The following is a 15262-nucleotide window of genomic DNA, read 5'->3' as shown; positions in this document are numbered from 1 at the left end:
TCACCAATATGGCATTAAGCCGTGGAAGACCAGTATTTAAGACGTGGGTTGCGGCTTAAATCTGTGTCCACCGCGTTCCAGCAATTGGCAGAAATGCCTGGAGGTCGGTGTTAAGACGCGCTAACCAAACATGTTTACGCTCACTCGACTTTTTCCAGCGGGCCTAAGCTGGCCGACTTTGACTTGACGCGTTTGGAACGTTTTAACAACCCGGTTTGTAAAATTAAGTTAGAAATTTAAAAAGCCATTTGTGATAGACTTTTGAGTGTCAAAATCAAAAGAAAGGCTGATCACAAATGACCTATACTCATCTTACTATAGACGAACTTGCCACAATTTATTCTTTTTGGAAACTCGGTAAAAAGGCTTATCTAGTGGCCCCAGCGCTCCATCGGAGTGCTGAAACTGTGTATCGTATTTATCGGTTTCTTGACGCTGGCGGTACGATTATTGATTACCAATGCCACTATCGAAAGCATAAACAACATTGTGGGCGTGAACCAATTCAACTACGCCCTGATGAACTGGCCTATATTCAAGCCAAAACTCAAGCTGGTTGGCAACCAGATACCATTATTAATCGCCAAGAACGGGCTTTCAGCTGTGAGGTTCGAACCCTTTACCGCCTTTTCAAACGCGGTGTTTTGGGGTTGTCGACCAAAGATTTACCGATGCACGGCAAACGGCACCCTAATGGTTACATTGAACGCCGTGGGAAAGCGGGTCAATTGGGCAGGGATTTAAAGAATCGTTATCAGGACTATCCTAATTTTAATCAAGAATTCGGCCATTTAGAAGGTGACACGGTTCAAGGTAAAAACCATCAGGGTGCGGTAACCACGCTGGTTGAACGACAAACTAAGGTCGCAATTGTGCTGAATTCGCATACCAAGTCGGCACACGATGTCAATCGTAGTTTAGCAGGATGGCTTTCGAAGCTGCCACGACACCTATTTAAGTCAATTACGTTTGACAATGGTAAGGAGTTCGCCGGTTGGCGAACCATTGCTAACCAATTTGATTTAAATATTTACTTTGCCGCTGTCGGAGCACCCAATCAACGTGGTTTAAATGAGAACACCAATGGTCTGCTGCGTAAAGATGGTTTACGTCACAATCTTATTATGGACCAGCTATCAGATGGATTTGTTCAAGCAGTTGCCAGTCGACGAAACCACATCCCACGAAAAAGTTTGGGTTACCAGACACCTCTGGAAGCATTCATCAGGCAGATTACAGATGAACAGTTAAAAAATTTCTAACTTAATTTGACAATTCGGGCAATAATAACTGCTAATATTTGCCAGCTATTCATATTTTAGCATTGTAGGCCATAAAAAAAGCCGAGCATACGCTCGACTTTTGACGCAAAATTACTTTAATTCAACTTAATTTGTGCGTTAACCTTAATCGTTGGTCCGAATCGTGTAGCTCCGCTTACTGCTTTGCTTACGACCTTCATCATGGTTACGATTGCTACTCCGGTTATCATCGCGACTGCGACCCTTATAACCATTGCTCTTATGATCACCACGACCACCGTTACGATCACGATCGCGGTCACGACTACGGCCATTGTGTGAATAACCGCCACGGCCATTACCATGACTATTATTACGGTTACGATTACCACCACGGTAACCACCACCACGCCGGTTATTACCGCCGCCACCCTTGTGACGAGGTAATGGGCGTTCTGGCGTAATCTTAACAGGTACGGCTGACGAGTCATCCTTAGTTAAATCATTTAACAAGGCCGCAACCAAGTCAGTTGCGTCGTACTTTTCTAAGAGTTCAGCAGCTTGATCAGCATACTTTTCAGTAGCGGTCTTAGCAACTAATGAATCAACATTGGCTTCTGCGGCAGCTAATTGGCCAGCAAAAGCTTCAGATTCAGTTGGTGGCTTCAATGGTAACATCCGCTTCTTAGTCAGCTTTTCAATGACCCGCAAATATTCCATTTCGTTCGGTGTCACAAAAGTTAAGGAAACCCCTTTGTGCCCGGCACGGCCAGTACGGCCAATCCGGTGAACATAACTATCCGGATCCTGTGGAATATCGTAATTGTAGACATGAGTCACACCAGAAACATCAAGTCCCCGGGCAGCCACATCGGTTGCAACTAAGATATCCAACTTACCGGCTTTAAATTGACGCATAATTTGCGTCCGACGTTGTTGGCTCAGGTCACCATGAATACCGGCAGCATTATAGCCACGAGCTTCAAGTCCCTTAGATAATTCGTCAACCCGGCGCTTTGTCCGACCAAACACGATGGTGAGTTCAGGTGCCTGAACATCGAATAACCGTGTCATAATATCGAACTTTTCAAATTCTTTTGCCTTAACGTAATATTGATCAACCGTATCGGCAGTCATTTCTTTTGATTTAATCTTAACGTGGTGCGGTTCCTTCATGAACTGCACACCAATTCGTTTGATTTCGGGTGGCATCGTTGCGGAGAACAACATAGTTTGGCGTTCATCCGGCACTTGTTTGATAATTGATTCGATGTCTTCTAAGAAACCCATGTTTAACATTTCGTCAGCTTCGTCAAGAACTAACATCTGGACGTGGTCTAATTTAACCGTGCCACGACGAATGTGATCGAGTAGTCGACCAGGTGTCCCTACGATAACTTGAGGATTTTGCTTCAGATTTCTAATTTGGCGCCGAATATCAGCACCACCGTAAACGACTTGGACTTTAGCCCGTTCGTCTTTACCCAAACGGAAGATTTCTTCCTGAGTTTGGATAGCTAATTCACGCGTTGGTGAAACAACTAATGCTTGAATATTATGATTGTCAAAATCCAAGCGTTGTAAGATTGGTAATGCAAACGCGGCGGTCTTCCCAGTACCGGTTTGTGCTTGACCAATCACATCTTTGCCTTCTAGAACCATTGGAATGGTTTCGGCCTGAATCGGGGTCGCTTCTTCGTAACCGGCCCGATTAACTGCTTTAAGTAGGCTATCGGATAAGCCTAGTTCTGTAAACTTCAAATATGTTTCCTCCTAAGGATGACACCATGGGATTACTGACAGCTAGAAAAAAATCCGTTTCCCGTGGGACGCTATCATATAAGCCAACGGTCTGACTTTCAAATGGTACAACTGAATTATCATACACCGGTTATTCTAAATAAGCAAGCAAGACCCCTGGCAATGGTAGGTATGACGTGACAGGCCTAACCTAATGTTAGCGTCACCATTACCCAGTCATTGCGAGGGGCCTTGCTTAATCGAACGATTTAAATTTTATTTTTCAGGATCAGCTTCTAGCGCCGTCAGAACCTTTTCAAGGTGAATTCCATGACTCCCCTTTAACAAGACCTGATCATCCGCACTAACCGTTGCTATTAATGCTTCAATCAGCTGTGGTTGTTGATCTGTCGGGTAATAATGCACGGTCCCGGCCGGATACTTTTCCTGTAAGACTTCAGCAAGTGCGTGCATGTGTTCACCATTTAAGTAGACACTCGTAATCGTAGCTGGATCTAGTTCACTAGCCAAGCTCATGTGCAGCGCATCCGACTGGTCACCCAATTCAAGCATGTCGCCGAGTACAGCAATTCGTTGACCCTTCGTAGGTACCGCTGAAAAAGCCGCTAAGACCCGTCGTGCTGCCGTCGGATTAGAGTTATAAACATCACTTAAGATGGCTTCGCCACGATTTCCCGTTAACCATTCAGTTCGGTTTTCAGTTGGCACAAAGCTGGCAATTGCTTGTTGGGCTGCCGCGGGCCGAATATGGAACGTATCAGCAACTAGTAGGGCCGCCAATGCATTATTAACGTTATAGGCACCCATCATTGGAATCGTATACGTCGAATCTGGCCACAAGCTCGTTTTAAACCGTGTCTGGGACCGGCTAGTCGTAATCTCACTGCCTGCTAACGTATTCGCTGCGTCTAGCCCAAAGGTTCGTTGATGCTGACTAACTTTCTCAGCCCGTTCTTGTAATAGCGGTTCATCGCCATTAAAGATAAACGTGCCATCTTCCTTCAAGCCGTGAACAATTTCCATCTTAGCGTCAGCAATTCGATCCCGCGTACCGAAGAACTCAATATGAGCTTCACCAATCATGGTGATTACCGCAACATCGGGCTGGACAAGGCGGCTAAGAAAATCTAGCTCACCAAAATGATCCATTCCCATTTCAACAACTACTACCTCTGTATTAGGTTCCATACTAAGCAGCGTTATCGGTACACCAATTTGGTTATTGAAGTTAGCATGGGTCTTAGTCACATTAAACTGCGTGCTTAAGACGCTGGCAATCATATCCTTAGTGGTCGTCTTACCATTACTACCAGTAACAGCCACTACCTTTGGATTGATTTTTTGTAAGTAATATTGTCCCAACTGCTGTAACGCGGTCAATGTATCGGCAACCATAATGACAGGTAAATTCTCTGGAACATTATCAGCATGGTCGCTAGCCCATAAGGTGGCCACGGCCCCGTGCTCGATTGCACTTTGAATATATTGATGGCCATCATTGGCACCCATCAGCGGAATAAATAAATCACCCGCTTGAAGCTTCCGGCTATCAAACGCCACTCCCGTTACATTAACATCGGGCCACGCCTGTTCGGCATTGACCGCTTGAACGGCCTTGGCAATTTCGGCAACTTGCATCTTCATATCGATTAAACTCTCCATTCATGGCGACCAGTACTGGTCAACCAATTTCTGACTAAGGTTCCACTTTCTCGAATCGTAGCCTAATTCAAGCTACGCGCATAAAAATTATACCACTTTGACCACTGGTACTCTATGGTTGGCCCGATTTAAGTACCGCTGTGCACTCCGTAACCACTAAAAAATGCCCGCCGAATTAACGGCTAGACATTAAATTAGAACTTACTATAAATGTTCTTCAAAGGCCGTTTGGTCCTGCACTTGCAGGTCCCACACGCCTGAATTCAAATTAAAAGTCAACGTTGCGACATGATGGGTCCGACGGTTCTCGCCACCACGTGCTGGATCAAAAACTTCGATTTCATTACCAGTAGTTTCCGTGTGCACCGGCACTAATAGCTGTCGCTGCCGAACCATTGACTGATCAAAGTAAATAAACAAGCCATCGGGCATCAGCTTAACGAGTTGTTTTAGAATTGCTTCTGGTACTCGTGGAACGCTAAGCGATCGCATAAACATGCGACGCCCACGATAAGCCGCTAACGTATGCCGAACAATGGCGGCACTTAAGATATGACTAAAGGCAGAAATATAATAGAAATACAACTTGATGCCACCATTACGCTGTTCTAAGAATACGTAGTGATTACGCAACTTATAATTAAACGGTGATCGAATCGGACGATCCATATGCCCGAGATATAGCAACTCAGCAATTTCAGTAGCGGTTAAGAAATCTAGATCGCCAACTTCATCATAATCAAGCCACTTAACGGGTAACGTGTGACTCTGTAACAAGTATCGGCGAATTTCATTTTCATCATTAATGACGTTTAAACCCGTGTGGGCATTCACTGCATGCTCGTTATCATCAACGCCGACTAACGAGACCAAATTAGCCGGTAAGCGCTTGATACCATGCACAAAATCGCTCTGATCGATCCCGTAGGCAAAGACGAGGTTATCCAGTTTTTCCAAATTGGCGTAAATATATTTGCGTTGCAACCGTCTCACTCTTTCAACTTTCTATTTAATTTCATTATAATCCGTTATTAACCTAAGCGCATTTTTTTATTACATATTTTTTAACCGACTGATACGATCGGCCATCGGTGGATGGGTATCGAATAAATGGGTCCACGACTTCTTAGCTTTAAATGGATCAGAAATGTATAGCGCCGCACTGCTTGGATCCGCCTGTTGCATCGGCTGACTATCATCGATCTTTTCAAGCGCACTAATTAATCCAAGTGGATTACGAGTCAGCTCAACACTGCCAGCATCCGCTAAGTACTCGCGATTACGAGACAGTGCCATCTGCACTAAGCTGGCTGCTAACGGCGCTAAAATAATAACAACGATTGCGAGAACCATCAATAAGATTTGGGCACCGTTACCATCGCGGTCATTATCCCGACTACGCCGGCCACCGCCCCACCAAAATGCATTCATTCCCCAGTTAACCAGCAAACTGATGGCAGCCGTCAACGCCAGCGCAATAGTCTGTAACCGAATATCATAGTTACGCACATGACTCATTTCATGGCCAATGACGCCTTCCATTTCTTCGCGATTTAGTCGTGCTTGAATACCAGTCGTAACAGCAACCGCAGCCTGTTCAGGACTATTGCCAGTGGCAAACGCATTGGGACTCTCATCATCAATAATAAAAACACGCGGCATAGGGACTTTGGCGACCAGCGCCATATCTTCTACGATATGCCAAAGCTCTGGGTCATCATCGGCCTGATGAAGTTCACGGGCATGATTCATATTCATGACAATATCGGTCGACTGACTAATCATTAATACCATATAAAATGCCGCTGCAATTAATGCCACTAACAAGCCGGCAAGCGAACTATTAAAGAACACGTACCCGACTGCCAGGCCAATAACTGCAAGTAATATGACAAAAGCGGCCATCACGTATACCGTGTGCCGCTTGTTGCGGGCAATTTGCTCAAATAACATGGGCATAACCTCTAATCTTCAAATGAAACCGTGGGTGCTGCTTTTTCTGCTTCAGGAACTGTTAAGAATTCAACGTTCTTAAAGCGATGAATCCCAGCAATAATATTGGACGGGAACTGTTGTAATTTCATGTTATAGCTCGCCGCACTTGAATTGAACAATTGCCGTGAATAAGCAATCTTATTTTCCGTATTAGTCAATTCTTCCATCAACTTGCCGAATTCTTGGTTGGCTTTCAAATCTGGGTAACTTTCAGCTAAAGCAAAAATACTCTTCAATGAATTTGTCAGTTGATCTGAGACCGCCATGGCCTGTTGGTGATCACCACTTGGTACTTGTGTTAATTGGTTCCGTAGCGAAATCACTTCCGCTAACGTACTCTTTTCATGCTTAGCGTAACCCTTAACTGTATTGACCAAGTTAGGAATCAAATCAGTCCGCCGTTTTAGTTGAACATCAATTTGGCTCCATGCTTCCTGCGTATACATCCGTGACTTGACTAAGCCGTTATAAATTACAACGTAAATTGCGATCAATACTAATACGACCGCAACAATAATTAAAGCTATCATCAATAGACCCCCTCTAAATTATGTTAAACTTCAAATCCTGCTTCTATTGTACCGTGAATCACGTCTGGACGGTATCCTTACCACCCGAATGTAATAATTGTTAATATTTGTTATTAAAATGACTTGTGAAGGCCTTCTGAACATGATCTGGGGCCGTCTTGAACGCCCATTGCTGGACATATTTACCACGAATCATTAACCGTCCAGCCCCAGTTTTATCGCAAGTAATTAAAGTGATTAGCTTCTGACCAGGAACATCATCAATCACTTGAACATCGGTTGCCTTAATAAATGTTCGTTGACTCGTCTTATACGCATAAATCTTTTTGGCATCGCTGATATAGATCATCTGACCAACCTTACTCTTGTAATAAAGTGGGCTAAACAAGGCCCCGTGCTTAATCATGTGATGACCAGCTAAGGCATAATTCCCCTGCCCCATCTTTTGATCAGCTTTCATCGTCCCAGCAGCCAAGGCCAACGTCTCGTTGCTGACCCCGTTACCAATTGGCAAGTATAAGTCTACCGATGGAATGGCAATTGAACCGATCACATTAATGGCGTTCTTATTCATCCGCGCCTTTGCTACCGTCTGAAAATCGAGTGATTTGACCTTGGAAAAGTTAAAGTCACTTTTTTTCTTAGCATTTTGTTTGACTGTCTTAGTTGTAACGGTTGGCGAGTACGAACTCACCAACCAACTCTTGATTTGTTCATTAAAAATCAGCGCCAATGATACTAATACTAGCAGGACAAAGACGACCCGACCTAACCATTTTAACCCGGGATGTTGTTTGGACTTCATTAATCCCGCCTCCTAATTTGTTTATGCCCTTTATCAAAGGCACTACGGTAAATATACCTTAATTAGTTCGCATAATAAAGCCCCGAATTCGTTAAGTTCGATTTAATTATGTATAGCTTATTATAATCATTATATTTGCGTCTCTAATCAACTTCTTGTTATGCTAAAACTATCAAAAACAGAAAGCAGGTTGGACCTATGGAAACTATGGTTAAAAACGATCTCAATCAACTGATGCAACAACGTGAAGCTGGCCCATATATTGCAATTTATCTCAACACGGCCGTTGTACTCAATGACCTCAATCGCCGCCGCTTACAATTCAAACAATTAGTTAATGAAGCCGAAACCCAGATGGCCCACCACTTTCCCAAGACCGATTTTACTCCTTATGCCACCCAATTAGAGCAACTGATTAATGATAACGCTTTTTGGCTTCAACACACTGGCCCTCAAACCGGCATTATAACTAACAGCCGCGAGTTGCATATCTTTGATTTACAATATCCCACTGATAATCAAGTCAGTGTCAATAGTATGCCAGCGATTCGCCCAGTACTAGCTGACCGCCAACATCAATTCGACTTTGACTTGTTGGCACTAAATGAAGATAGTATGGCCCTCTATGCCCAGCGTGATGGCAGCTTTGTCGAACTTGACTTGCCATCCGAAGCCCCACGTACTTTGACAGAAGCGTTGGGAACCGAAAAACGCGGTGGCGATTTGAATTATAACGCTGGCCCCCACGGTATTAACTATCACGGCCACAATGCCAAGGCAGAAGAACGTGACATTGACCAGCGTAATTATTATCTTCAAGTCGCACAATACGTCCAGTCACATTCGCAAAAGACTCAGCGACCGTTAATCTTAATGGGACTTCCCCATAATCAGGCGGTCTTCCGCGCTGTTAATAAGAACCCATACTTGTCACAGCATTTGATGATCGACAAGTCACCCAAGAACTTAACAGTCGGCGCAATGCAAACAGCGACTGAACCCGTTCAGACTAAGTGGCATACGCAACTAGCCGATATTTTACTAGAACGTTATGATCAGGCTAAATCTCGTCAATTGGCTCTAGCCGACCCATTTGACATGATCAAGCCCGCATTAAGTGGTCGCATCGATACCTTGATTGTAGCAGCGGATGCAAACGTTGCGGGTACTCTGCCGACAGCCGACGTTCAATTAGACGATCCCATTGCCGCTCCTGACAACCTGATTGATGACCTCGTCGACGTGGTCATGGCAATGAATGGCCAAATTCGGATTATTCCCGCCGACCGGATGCCAGTTGAGACCGCCGCTTTGGCTATCATGCGCTACTAAGTGTAAAGACGACCATAACAGCCCACCTCGGTTCTACTAACGAACCGAGGTGGGCTGTTTTAGAGCTAAAACTAACAATTTGAGCAACCTATCATTTTTAGCCATCCATTTGATATTAATTTTCTGGCAACTAGCTAGAACTTCCAGTCAGCCACTAGCATTACACCTAAGACGACTATTTCTTAGTGATGGTAATGCGTAGTGGTACAACCTTGGTCGTTACTGGCGGGTTAATGGCTAATACCTCCGCCTTGGCTAACTTGAACGTCACCATTTTATCAGCCCTTAGGTCAATCGAACGCTGAACCTTTGTGCCTTTTTGAATACTAATGACCAAGTTCGCCTGACGCTTTGTCGGCGTTGACCAGGAGATTTGATACTTACCAGCTGGAATTTCACGACCAGCCGTGTAGTTACCAAAGGTATTCTCAAGTACCGCCCGTCGTGACTTAAACTGCAACGGCTTAAAGTGAGACGGGGTCAACTTGGTCTCACCATGCCCCGTAAAGTTAAGATGATTGCCACTGACATACAGCATGTTCTGAATCGTCTGGCCGCTCCCTAGAAAGCCACTCACGTATACCTTGCCATTAGTAACGTGGACGTCATAATACCCCGGTTGAAAATCCTGACCAGCCTGATCTGCCGTCATCTCTTTTTGGACTGAGTAGCGAAAAGTTTTGGCAGTATTCGTCTTTGTAGAATGTAAGCGAATATCGCTGTGCGCAACCCGGTACTTATGGATCATCACCCCGATTAGAATCACACATAGGATTGAAAAAATCCCAATAAATAAATATCTAGTCTTGCGTGTCTGCTGATTCATAGATTTTTCCCTCAGCCATATCATAGATTTCATCCGCCAACACAACCAGATCCTCAGCCGTATGACTAGCAATAATAATGGTTGCGCCGCGTGCTTTTTCTTCAAGTAGAATCGTCCGAACCTGATTAACCCCGTCAGTATCAATCGCGTTGGTCGGTTCATCTAATAAGATCAAGGCCGGCCGTTCAAAGAGAGCCTGCGCGATTGCCAAGCGTTGCCGCATTCCCAAGGAAAATTGTTTGACCGTTCGCTTGTCATCCGGATCCAAGCCAACTCGCGTAATGGTCGCATCAATGTCAGCATCGCTCGCGACCTTTTTAATTTTAGCCAATAATTGCAAGTTCTTACGTGCCGTGTATTCTGGCATTAAGTTGTTATTTTCAATCAAAATCCCTAGGCTGGGCGGAAAGTCCATCCCATCGTGTAACTGTGTGCCATTAATCATAATTTTTCCAGACTCAATGTTAATTAATCCGGCAATGGCGCGTAGCAGCATTGTCTTCCCCGCACCATTCTTACCACGCAACCCATAGATCCGCCCATCCATGAACGTTCGACTGATATGATCCAAAACCAAGTGCCCATTCAATGACTTAGTCACATCGTTCAATTCAATCATCGTACTCACCTATAACAGATCCATTCGGCTGAATCTGTACCTTCCAATTAAGATAAATAGTAGTCCCATGACCAGCAAACCGCCGTAATAAAGGCCAACATGCGGTACTCGACAGGCCATTAACGCGTTCGGAAACAGTACCAGTCCCATCACACTATTCATGTTAACGGCTGGCAAGGAAACACTGACAAAGACGTATACATTAAGAACAATATAAACAATCAGCGGTTCAACAAACAAATCACCCACAAATTGAATAGAGAATAGCAGTAAAAATGCTAATAACGAAAGGCCCATGTGCGTCCAGTTAGGCCACCATACAGCATAGCCAGAAATCATTCGGCACAGTAAATAAACAACCAGTCCACCCATTAAAACACCCATTTGACGCCCGATTTTAGTCGCATACAAGCGGCCAAAAAGCTGACTGCGCGTCTGAGTTCTGACAACCGTTTGGATAAACGGCCCGTGTAACTGATGATGCACGAAATTGAAATTCACGGCCAGCAAAGCAATAATTGGAAAAAACCAAATGCGCACCAAGTAGGGATTCGCAAGCGGTGGTAAGCCATCGGTATAGAAATACACCGTACCGGGGTGGAGCCCTTCAAAAAAATGTGCGTAATACACCACCGGTACTAGCGCAATTAGTAATAGTACGCCGTATTGAAGTCGTCTTTTCATTGCCAAAACTCCTCATGCTGAATCCACAACACTCGCATGCACAGCGTCATAATCGGAACGGCAACAAGTATGATTAAGGTTGGCACCGGTAATGCCGTTAAATCCTGCATATAATAATATCGTTTGAGCAAATCAATTTTTTGAAACAGGTTCATCGGCCTGATTGGGAAACTATAATAAATGATAGGAAGTACTGCGAGCAAAAGGAAAGGCACTAAATGCAATTTAGGCAATAACTGAAAGAACCAAAACAACACAATTCCAAATTCTAAACTAATCAAGAAATACGCTAGCGTTTGAACCACATAGAGATAAATAAATGTTCCCCCATCTGATCCTGGTAACGAAACTAACGGCAATGCGCCGAAGAACGCGAAAACCAGCCAAAACAGCAAAGTACTCCTAATCAAACCAATTGTCTGTGCGCGTAAATAACGGACTCGGGAGCCAAAGCGAACCACAATCTGAGAATTTTCGTGCCACAACATATACTCGAACAGCAAATATAGCGGCAAATACATAAAGGCAAACGTTAAATTATCAAAATAATTAAAGGCGGATTTATTCGTCTCAAGCAAGTACAGCCCTAACGTATCAGTATTTATTAGTAACTGTAGTTCTTTTATGAACCATGTACACATAAAAAATATAATAATTAGTAAGTGCGGAAAATAGCGCTTCTCGGCCCGTTCAAAGCTCATCACGATGCACCTCAGTCCCATAACCAACACAGATAATACCTAATAAAACGATGACATACACGAGAAGTATCATCAGCTGTGCAGTCAATGTTGTCTCTTGGAACGGCTGAATCACTGCCAATATCGAGTATTTCGTGGAAATTGGGATAAACCACGCCACCATGCTCAGCGCAAAAACATAGCTAACTTTCTTGAACATAAAACTCAATGCAATAATTGCCATCGCAAACAACCCTAAAAGTAACGCTGTTAACAAGATTGTGAGTAAGTTAGCCAGTACTGGATGTAACAATTGCCAATATAAGTATTGGTCAGTACCATCTTGAAAATCACTCATCCGATAACTATTACCGCTACCATTTTGAAAAAGCAATAACGCTAATCCATAATTTAACAACAACGCTAATAAGGCACTTGCCGCAACACTAATAAATGACGTTCGTAACAATTGATGCAAGTACTGAGGCTTTCGTATCCGTGTTATGAGTAGATTAATCTGACCAACCTTAACATCTTGTAAATACCATCGACCGGGGCCAAGTAGTAAGTATGCTGGTAGCAACCACAGCAGTGCCATTTGCGGATAGTGCCCAAATGAACTCCCTGATAAAAACGTCAAAAACTGTCCCGAAAAAGGTTCCCTTTCCTTAACGATTAGTAATAAATCTATATTAATCACAACCACGAAGAGTAACGTCATGAGCCAATAGCGTTTATCCATTATCAAACGTGTCTTGAAATACTTCATCTGATCCTCCCCCCTATCAACATTTCGCATGTTGATCAATTGACAGCGCCTATCAAAGCACAATGGCTGCTGCAATCACAAGCTGCTGTCAACATATTCACGATAAGCATTACCAATAAGTCAGAACAAGTCTATTGATTTAACGATTGAGAAGCAAATCGGCGTTAGTGACAATGACCACCGAAGCAATCATTAACCAGTAACGCCGAACTATTACTAACGAGTTCTAAATGTCTTCATCTAGTCCCGTGAACTGAATGGAAGCATTAGTCTTGATATCAAAAAATATTATTGCATTCCTAATTCGTTTCCTCGTCCCAGAAACCAGATACACGATAACGACTACTATTATAGTTATTATTCTGTGCAGTTAAATACACGTTCTTCTTCGAAGCGTTTGAATATGCTGATGAATAGTACGAGCCATTGCCTTGCTTTACGTTTAGCGATGGTGATACATTGGTCCCACCCGCATTTTCTAACCAGTAAGTAGTGACCGTACGAGCCCCTTCTCCAGAACTCTGCATGTTCACTTTCCACTTATTATTCACATTAGTGGTCTGGCGATAGCGCGGACCACTTCGCGAATTGGCTTGGTGGGGTTGAATAGTAAAGTTGAATCCCCAATTGTCATTCGAAGCAAGCGCAGTGTTCGCGCCGACTGCTCCAAAAGTTACGATACTTAACAAACAAACGGCAACCATTTTAAGTTTAAGCGCTTTCATTTTGTCGTCCTCCAAAAAGTATTGTCGCTTCCATTCATTGTAATTTTATAATTATTTTTATACTAAGTCAATAATAATTTTATATTATAGTTATCATTCGACCGAGCCAATTTGGCGCTACACTATTTGGAGTTGATAGGCAATTTGCCTTGAGGCTCTTTTTTCTATACCATTTGATTTGTTTAGTTCTTGAGAACGCAAAAACAGGACATTATCATTGTCCAGTTCGCTACCTCAACCTACCACAGTAAAAGTTTAGAAAGGATGTATCGATAATGCCCCTTACTAGTCAGTCTATCCGAAATGTGCTCGAAATAAAAGACTTAAACATTAAATTTCACGAAGATTCTTACCTGAAAACTGTTGATGGATGCGAAGCTTTGATTATCCCGGCCGTTTTGACTTATTTACCGCCACGTTGTATCAATTGTGGCTTCGACAACCTCGTAAAAAACGGCTTTAACACTAATATGATCATTGTGCCATCATTGGTCCATCGACCAACCTATCTGGCTTTAAAGCGCCAGCGGTTTCTTTGTCGAGAATGCCACACAACTTTTGACGCGCAAACCAATTATATTTGGCAAAACTATCAGATTTCGCAACCAGTTCGCCAACTAATTCTTAGTGAAACCGCTCGAAATCAGTCAAATAAAGACATCGCCCAACGCTATCATGTCTCCGACAAAACAGTTCAAAGAATTATTGACGAGGAAGCTAGCCAACACCAACAATACGCCAAAGATCAACTACCCAAGCACCTGGCATTTGACGAGTTTGCCTCAGTAGATAAAAAAATGAGCTTTATTTGGTGTGATTCTGACCGCCACACCATCGGCGAGATTCTAGCTTATCGAACTAGTCGGTATATCAAAGCGTACTTTTGCGGCTTCTCACTAAAAGCACGTATGAATGTCGAAACCATCACCTTAGACTTGAATGCCGGTTATATTAATTTGGTTACCGAACTCTTTTCCAATGCTAAAGTTGTGGTGGACCGTTTCCACATTGTACAAATGGCAAATCGCTCCTTAAATCAAATTCGGATTCAGGTGATGAAGACCCTAGATAAGACTGATAAAAAATATAAATTCATGAAACACGAATGGAAACAATTCCTACGACCCATGGGAAAATTAGAGAAAGTCTTGCCACAGTATCACAAGAGTGTTGATTATTATGAGACAGACCTTAACCTCGTCACCGAGGGACTCGCATTGAATCATAATTTTGAAACGGCTTATGAAACCTATCAAGATATTATGACGGCTCTGCGTACCCATAATATGGCACTATTTGATCAGACCTTACGCGCTTACCACCAGCTTGATAACCCAATGGATACAACAATTAAAAGTTTTAAAAAGTATCGTCAACAAGTTCTAAATGCCGTTGAATCACCATATTCAAACGGTTATTTAGGGGGCACTATTGGCCGCATTAAGAAGATTAAGAACGCCGCCTTTGGTTTTCGTAATTGGCTTAATTATATCAACCGCATCAAGATTCAACTTCAATGGCTCCATCCAGTACGACAAACTGTGAGAAATATAAAAGTACCTAGACCAATTTAAGTCCAGGTACTTCATAATAATTCCATCAACTTCACTTGACGAAGAGCCGCCAATTTCAC

15 protein-coding genes are annotated in these 15262 nt (G+C 43.3%); 3 read left to right on the top strand and 12 right to left on the bottom strand.

Going from position 1 to position 15262, the window contains the following annotated elements; translation table 11 throughout:
• Positions 1 to 296 precede the first annotated feature (296 nt).
• Positions 297 to 1262 carry an IS30 family transposase gene (locus LP667_RS02130; RefSeq protein WP_121018923.1) on the top strand — a complete coding sequence of 322 codons (966 nt, stop codon included), beginning with the start codon at positions 297 to 299 and terminating at the stop codon, positions 1260 to 1262.
• Between the two features lie 144 nt (positions 1263 to 1406).
• On the opposite strand, the gene cshA is transcribed toward LP667_RS02130, so the two are convergent.
• The 6 genes from cshA to LP667_RS02100 all read right to left on the bottom strand — a co-directional run bounded on the left by cshA (position 1407) and on the right by LP667_RS02100 (position 7994).
• Entirely contained in the window at positions 1407 to 3002 is a 1596-nt protein-coding gene (cshA, locus tag LP667_RS02125; protein WP_021731849.1) for a degradosome RNA helicase CshA, read from the bottom strand.
• A 255-nt stretch (positions 3003 to 3257) separates the two neighbouring features.
• Positions 3258 to 4646, bottom strand: a complete 1389-nt coding sequence (locus LP667_RS02120) for a UDP-N-acetylmuramoyl-tripeptide--D-alanyl-D-alanine ligase (protein WP_021731850.1) — start codon at positions 4644 to 4646, stop codon at positions 3258 to 3260.
• A gap of 222 nt (positions 4647 to 4868) precedes the next feature.
• Positions 4869 to 5657: a hypothetical protein gene (locus LP667_RS02115; RefSeq protein WP_050584276.1), complete on the bottom strand. Its 789-nt coding sequence runs from the start codon at positions 5655 to 5657 to the stop codon at positions 4869 to 4871.
• Positions 5658 to 5717: 60 nt separating this feature from the next.
• A complete protein-coding gene (htpX, locus tag LP667_RS02110) occupies positions 5718 to 6617 on the bottom strand; it encodes a zinc metalloprotease HtpX (RefSeq protein WP_021731852.1) in 900 nt (299 codons plus the stop codon).
• 11 nt (positions 6618 to 6628) lie between these two features.
• A complete protein-coding gene (locus tag LP667_RS02105) occupies positions 6629 to 7189 on the bottom strand; it encodes a LemA family protein (RefSeq protein ID WP_021731853.1) in 561 nt (186 codons plus the stop codon).
• Positions 7190 to 7289: 100 nt separating this feature from the next.
• Complete coding sequence (locus tag LP667_RS02100) at positions 7290 to 7994, bottom strand: class A sortase (RefSeq protein ID WP_056988587.1); 705 nt, start codon at positions 7992 to 7994, stop codon at positions 7290 to 7292.
• 198 nt (positions 7995 to 8192) lie between these two features.
• Here LP667_RS02100 and LP667_RS02095 point away from each other — a divergent pair, with 198 nt between their 5' ends.
• Positions 8193 to 9326 (top strand): baeRF6 domain-containing protein, encoded by a 1134-nt coding sequence (locus LP667_RS02095; RefSeq protein ID WP_021731855.1) that lies wholly within the window; start codon positions 8193 to 8195, stop codon positions 9324 to 9326.
• 175 nt (positions 9327 to 9501) lie between these two features.
• Here the strand turns inward: LP667_RS02095 and LP667_RS02090 are convergent, their stop codons facing one another.
• The 6 genes from LP667_RS02090 to LP667_RS02065 all read right to left on the bottom strand — a co-directional run bounded on the left by LP667_RS02090 (position 9502) and on the right by LP667_RS02065 (position 13629).
• On the bottom strand, positions 9502 to 10152 hold the full coding sequence (locus tag LP667_RS02090; RefSeq protein ID WP_021731856.1) for a hypothetical protein: 651 nt from the start codon (positions 10150 to 10152) through the stop codon (positions 9502 to 9504).
• Positions 10127 to 10771 carry an ATP-binding cassette domain-containing protein gene (locus LP667_RS02085; RefSeq protein WP_021731857.1) on the bottom strand — a complete coding sequence of 215 codons (645 nt, stop codon included), beginning with the start codon at positions 10769 to 10771 and terminating at the stop codon, positions 10127 to 10129. The genes LP667_RS02090 and LP667_RS02085 overlap by 26 nt, the downstream gene beginning before the upstream one ends.
• A 9-nt stretch (positions 10772 to 10780) precedes the next feature.
• The gene (locus LP667_RS02080; protein WP_021731858.1) at positions 10781 to 11455 is read right to left on the bottom strand and encodes a DUF2705 family protein; all 675 of its coding nucleotides are present in this window, start codon (positions 11453 to 11455) and stop codon (positions 10781 to 10783) included.
• Complete coding sequence (locus LP667_RS02075; protein WP_021731859.1) at positions 11452 to 12156, bottom strand: hypothetical protein; 705 nt, start codon at positions 12154 to 12156, stop codon at positions 11452 to 11454. The genes LP667_RS02080 and LP667_RS02075 overlap by 4 nt, the downstream gene beginning before the upstream one ends.
• On the bottom strand, positions 12146 to 12904 hold the full coding sequence (locus LP667_RS02070) for a hypothetical protein (RefSeq protein ID WP_021731860.1): 759 nt from the start codon (positions 12902 to 12904) through the stop codon (positions 12146 to 12148). The genes LP667_RS02075 and LP667_RS02070 overlap by 11 nt, the downstream gene beginning before the upstream one ends.
• 299 nt (positions 12905 to 13203) lie before the next feature.
• Entirely contained in the window at positions 13204 to 13629 is a 426-nt protein-coding gene (locus tag LP667_RS02065) for a DUF2712 domain-containing protein (RefSeq protein ID WP_033609512.1), read from the bottom strand.
• Positions 13630 to 13904: 275 nt separating this feature from the next.
• Here LP667_RS02065 and LP667_RS02060 point away from each other — a divergent pair, with 275 nt between their 5' ends.
• Entirely contained in the window at positions 13905 to 15203 is a 1299-nt protein-coding gene (locus tag LP667_RS02060; protein WP_056988586.1) for an ISL3 family transposase, read from the top strand.
• The last annotated feature ends 59 nt before the right edge of the window (positions 15204 to 15262 follow it).

Source organism: Lactiplantibacillus paraplantarum (assembly GCF_003641145.1).
GTDB lineage: Bacteria > Bacillota > Bacilli > Lactobacillales > Lactobacillaceae > Lactiplantibacillus > Lactiplantibacillus paraplantarum.
The sequence above is the reverse complement of the archived record's forward strand: the minus strand, read 5'-3'. Positions and strand labels throughout refer to the sequence as shown.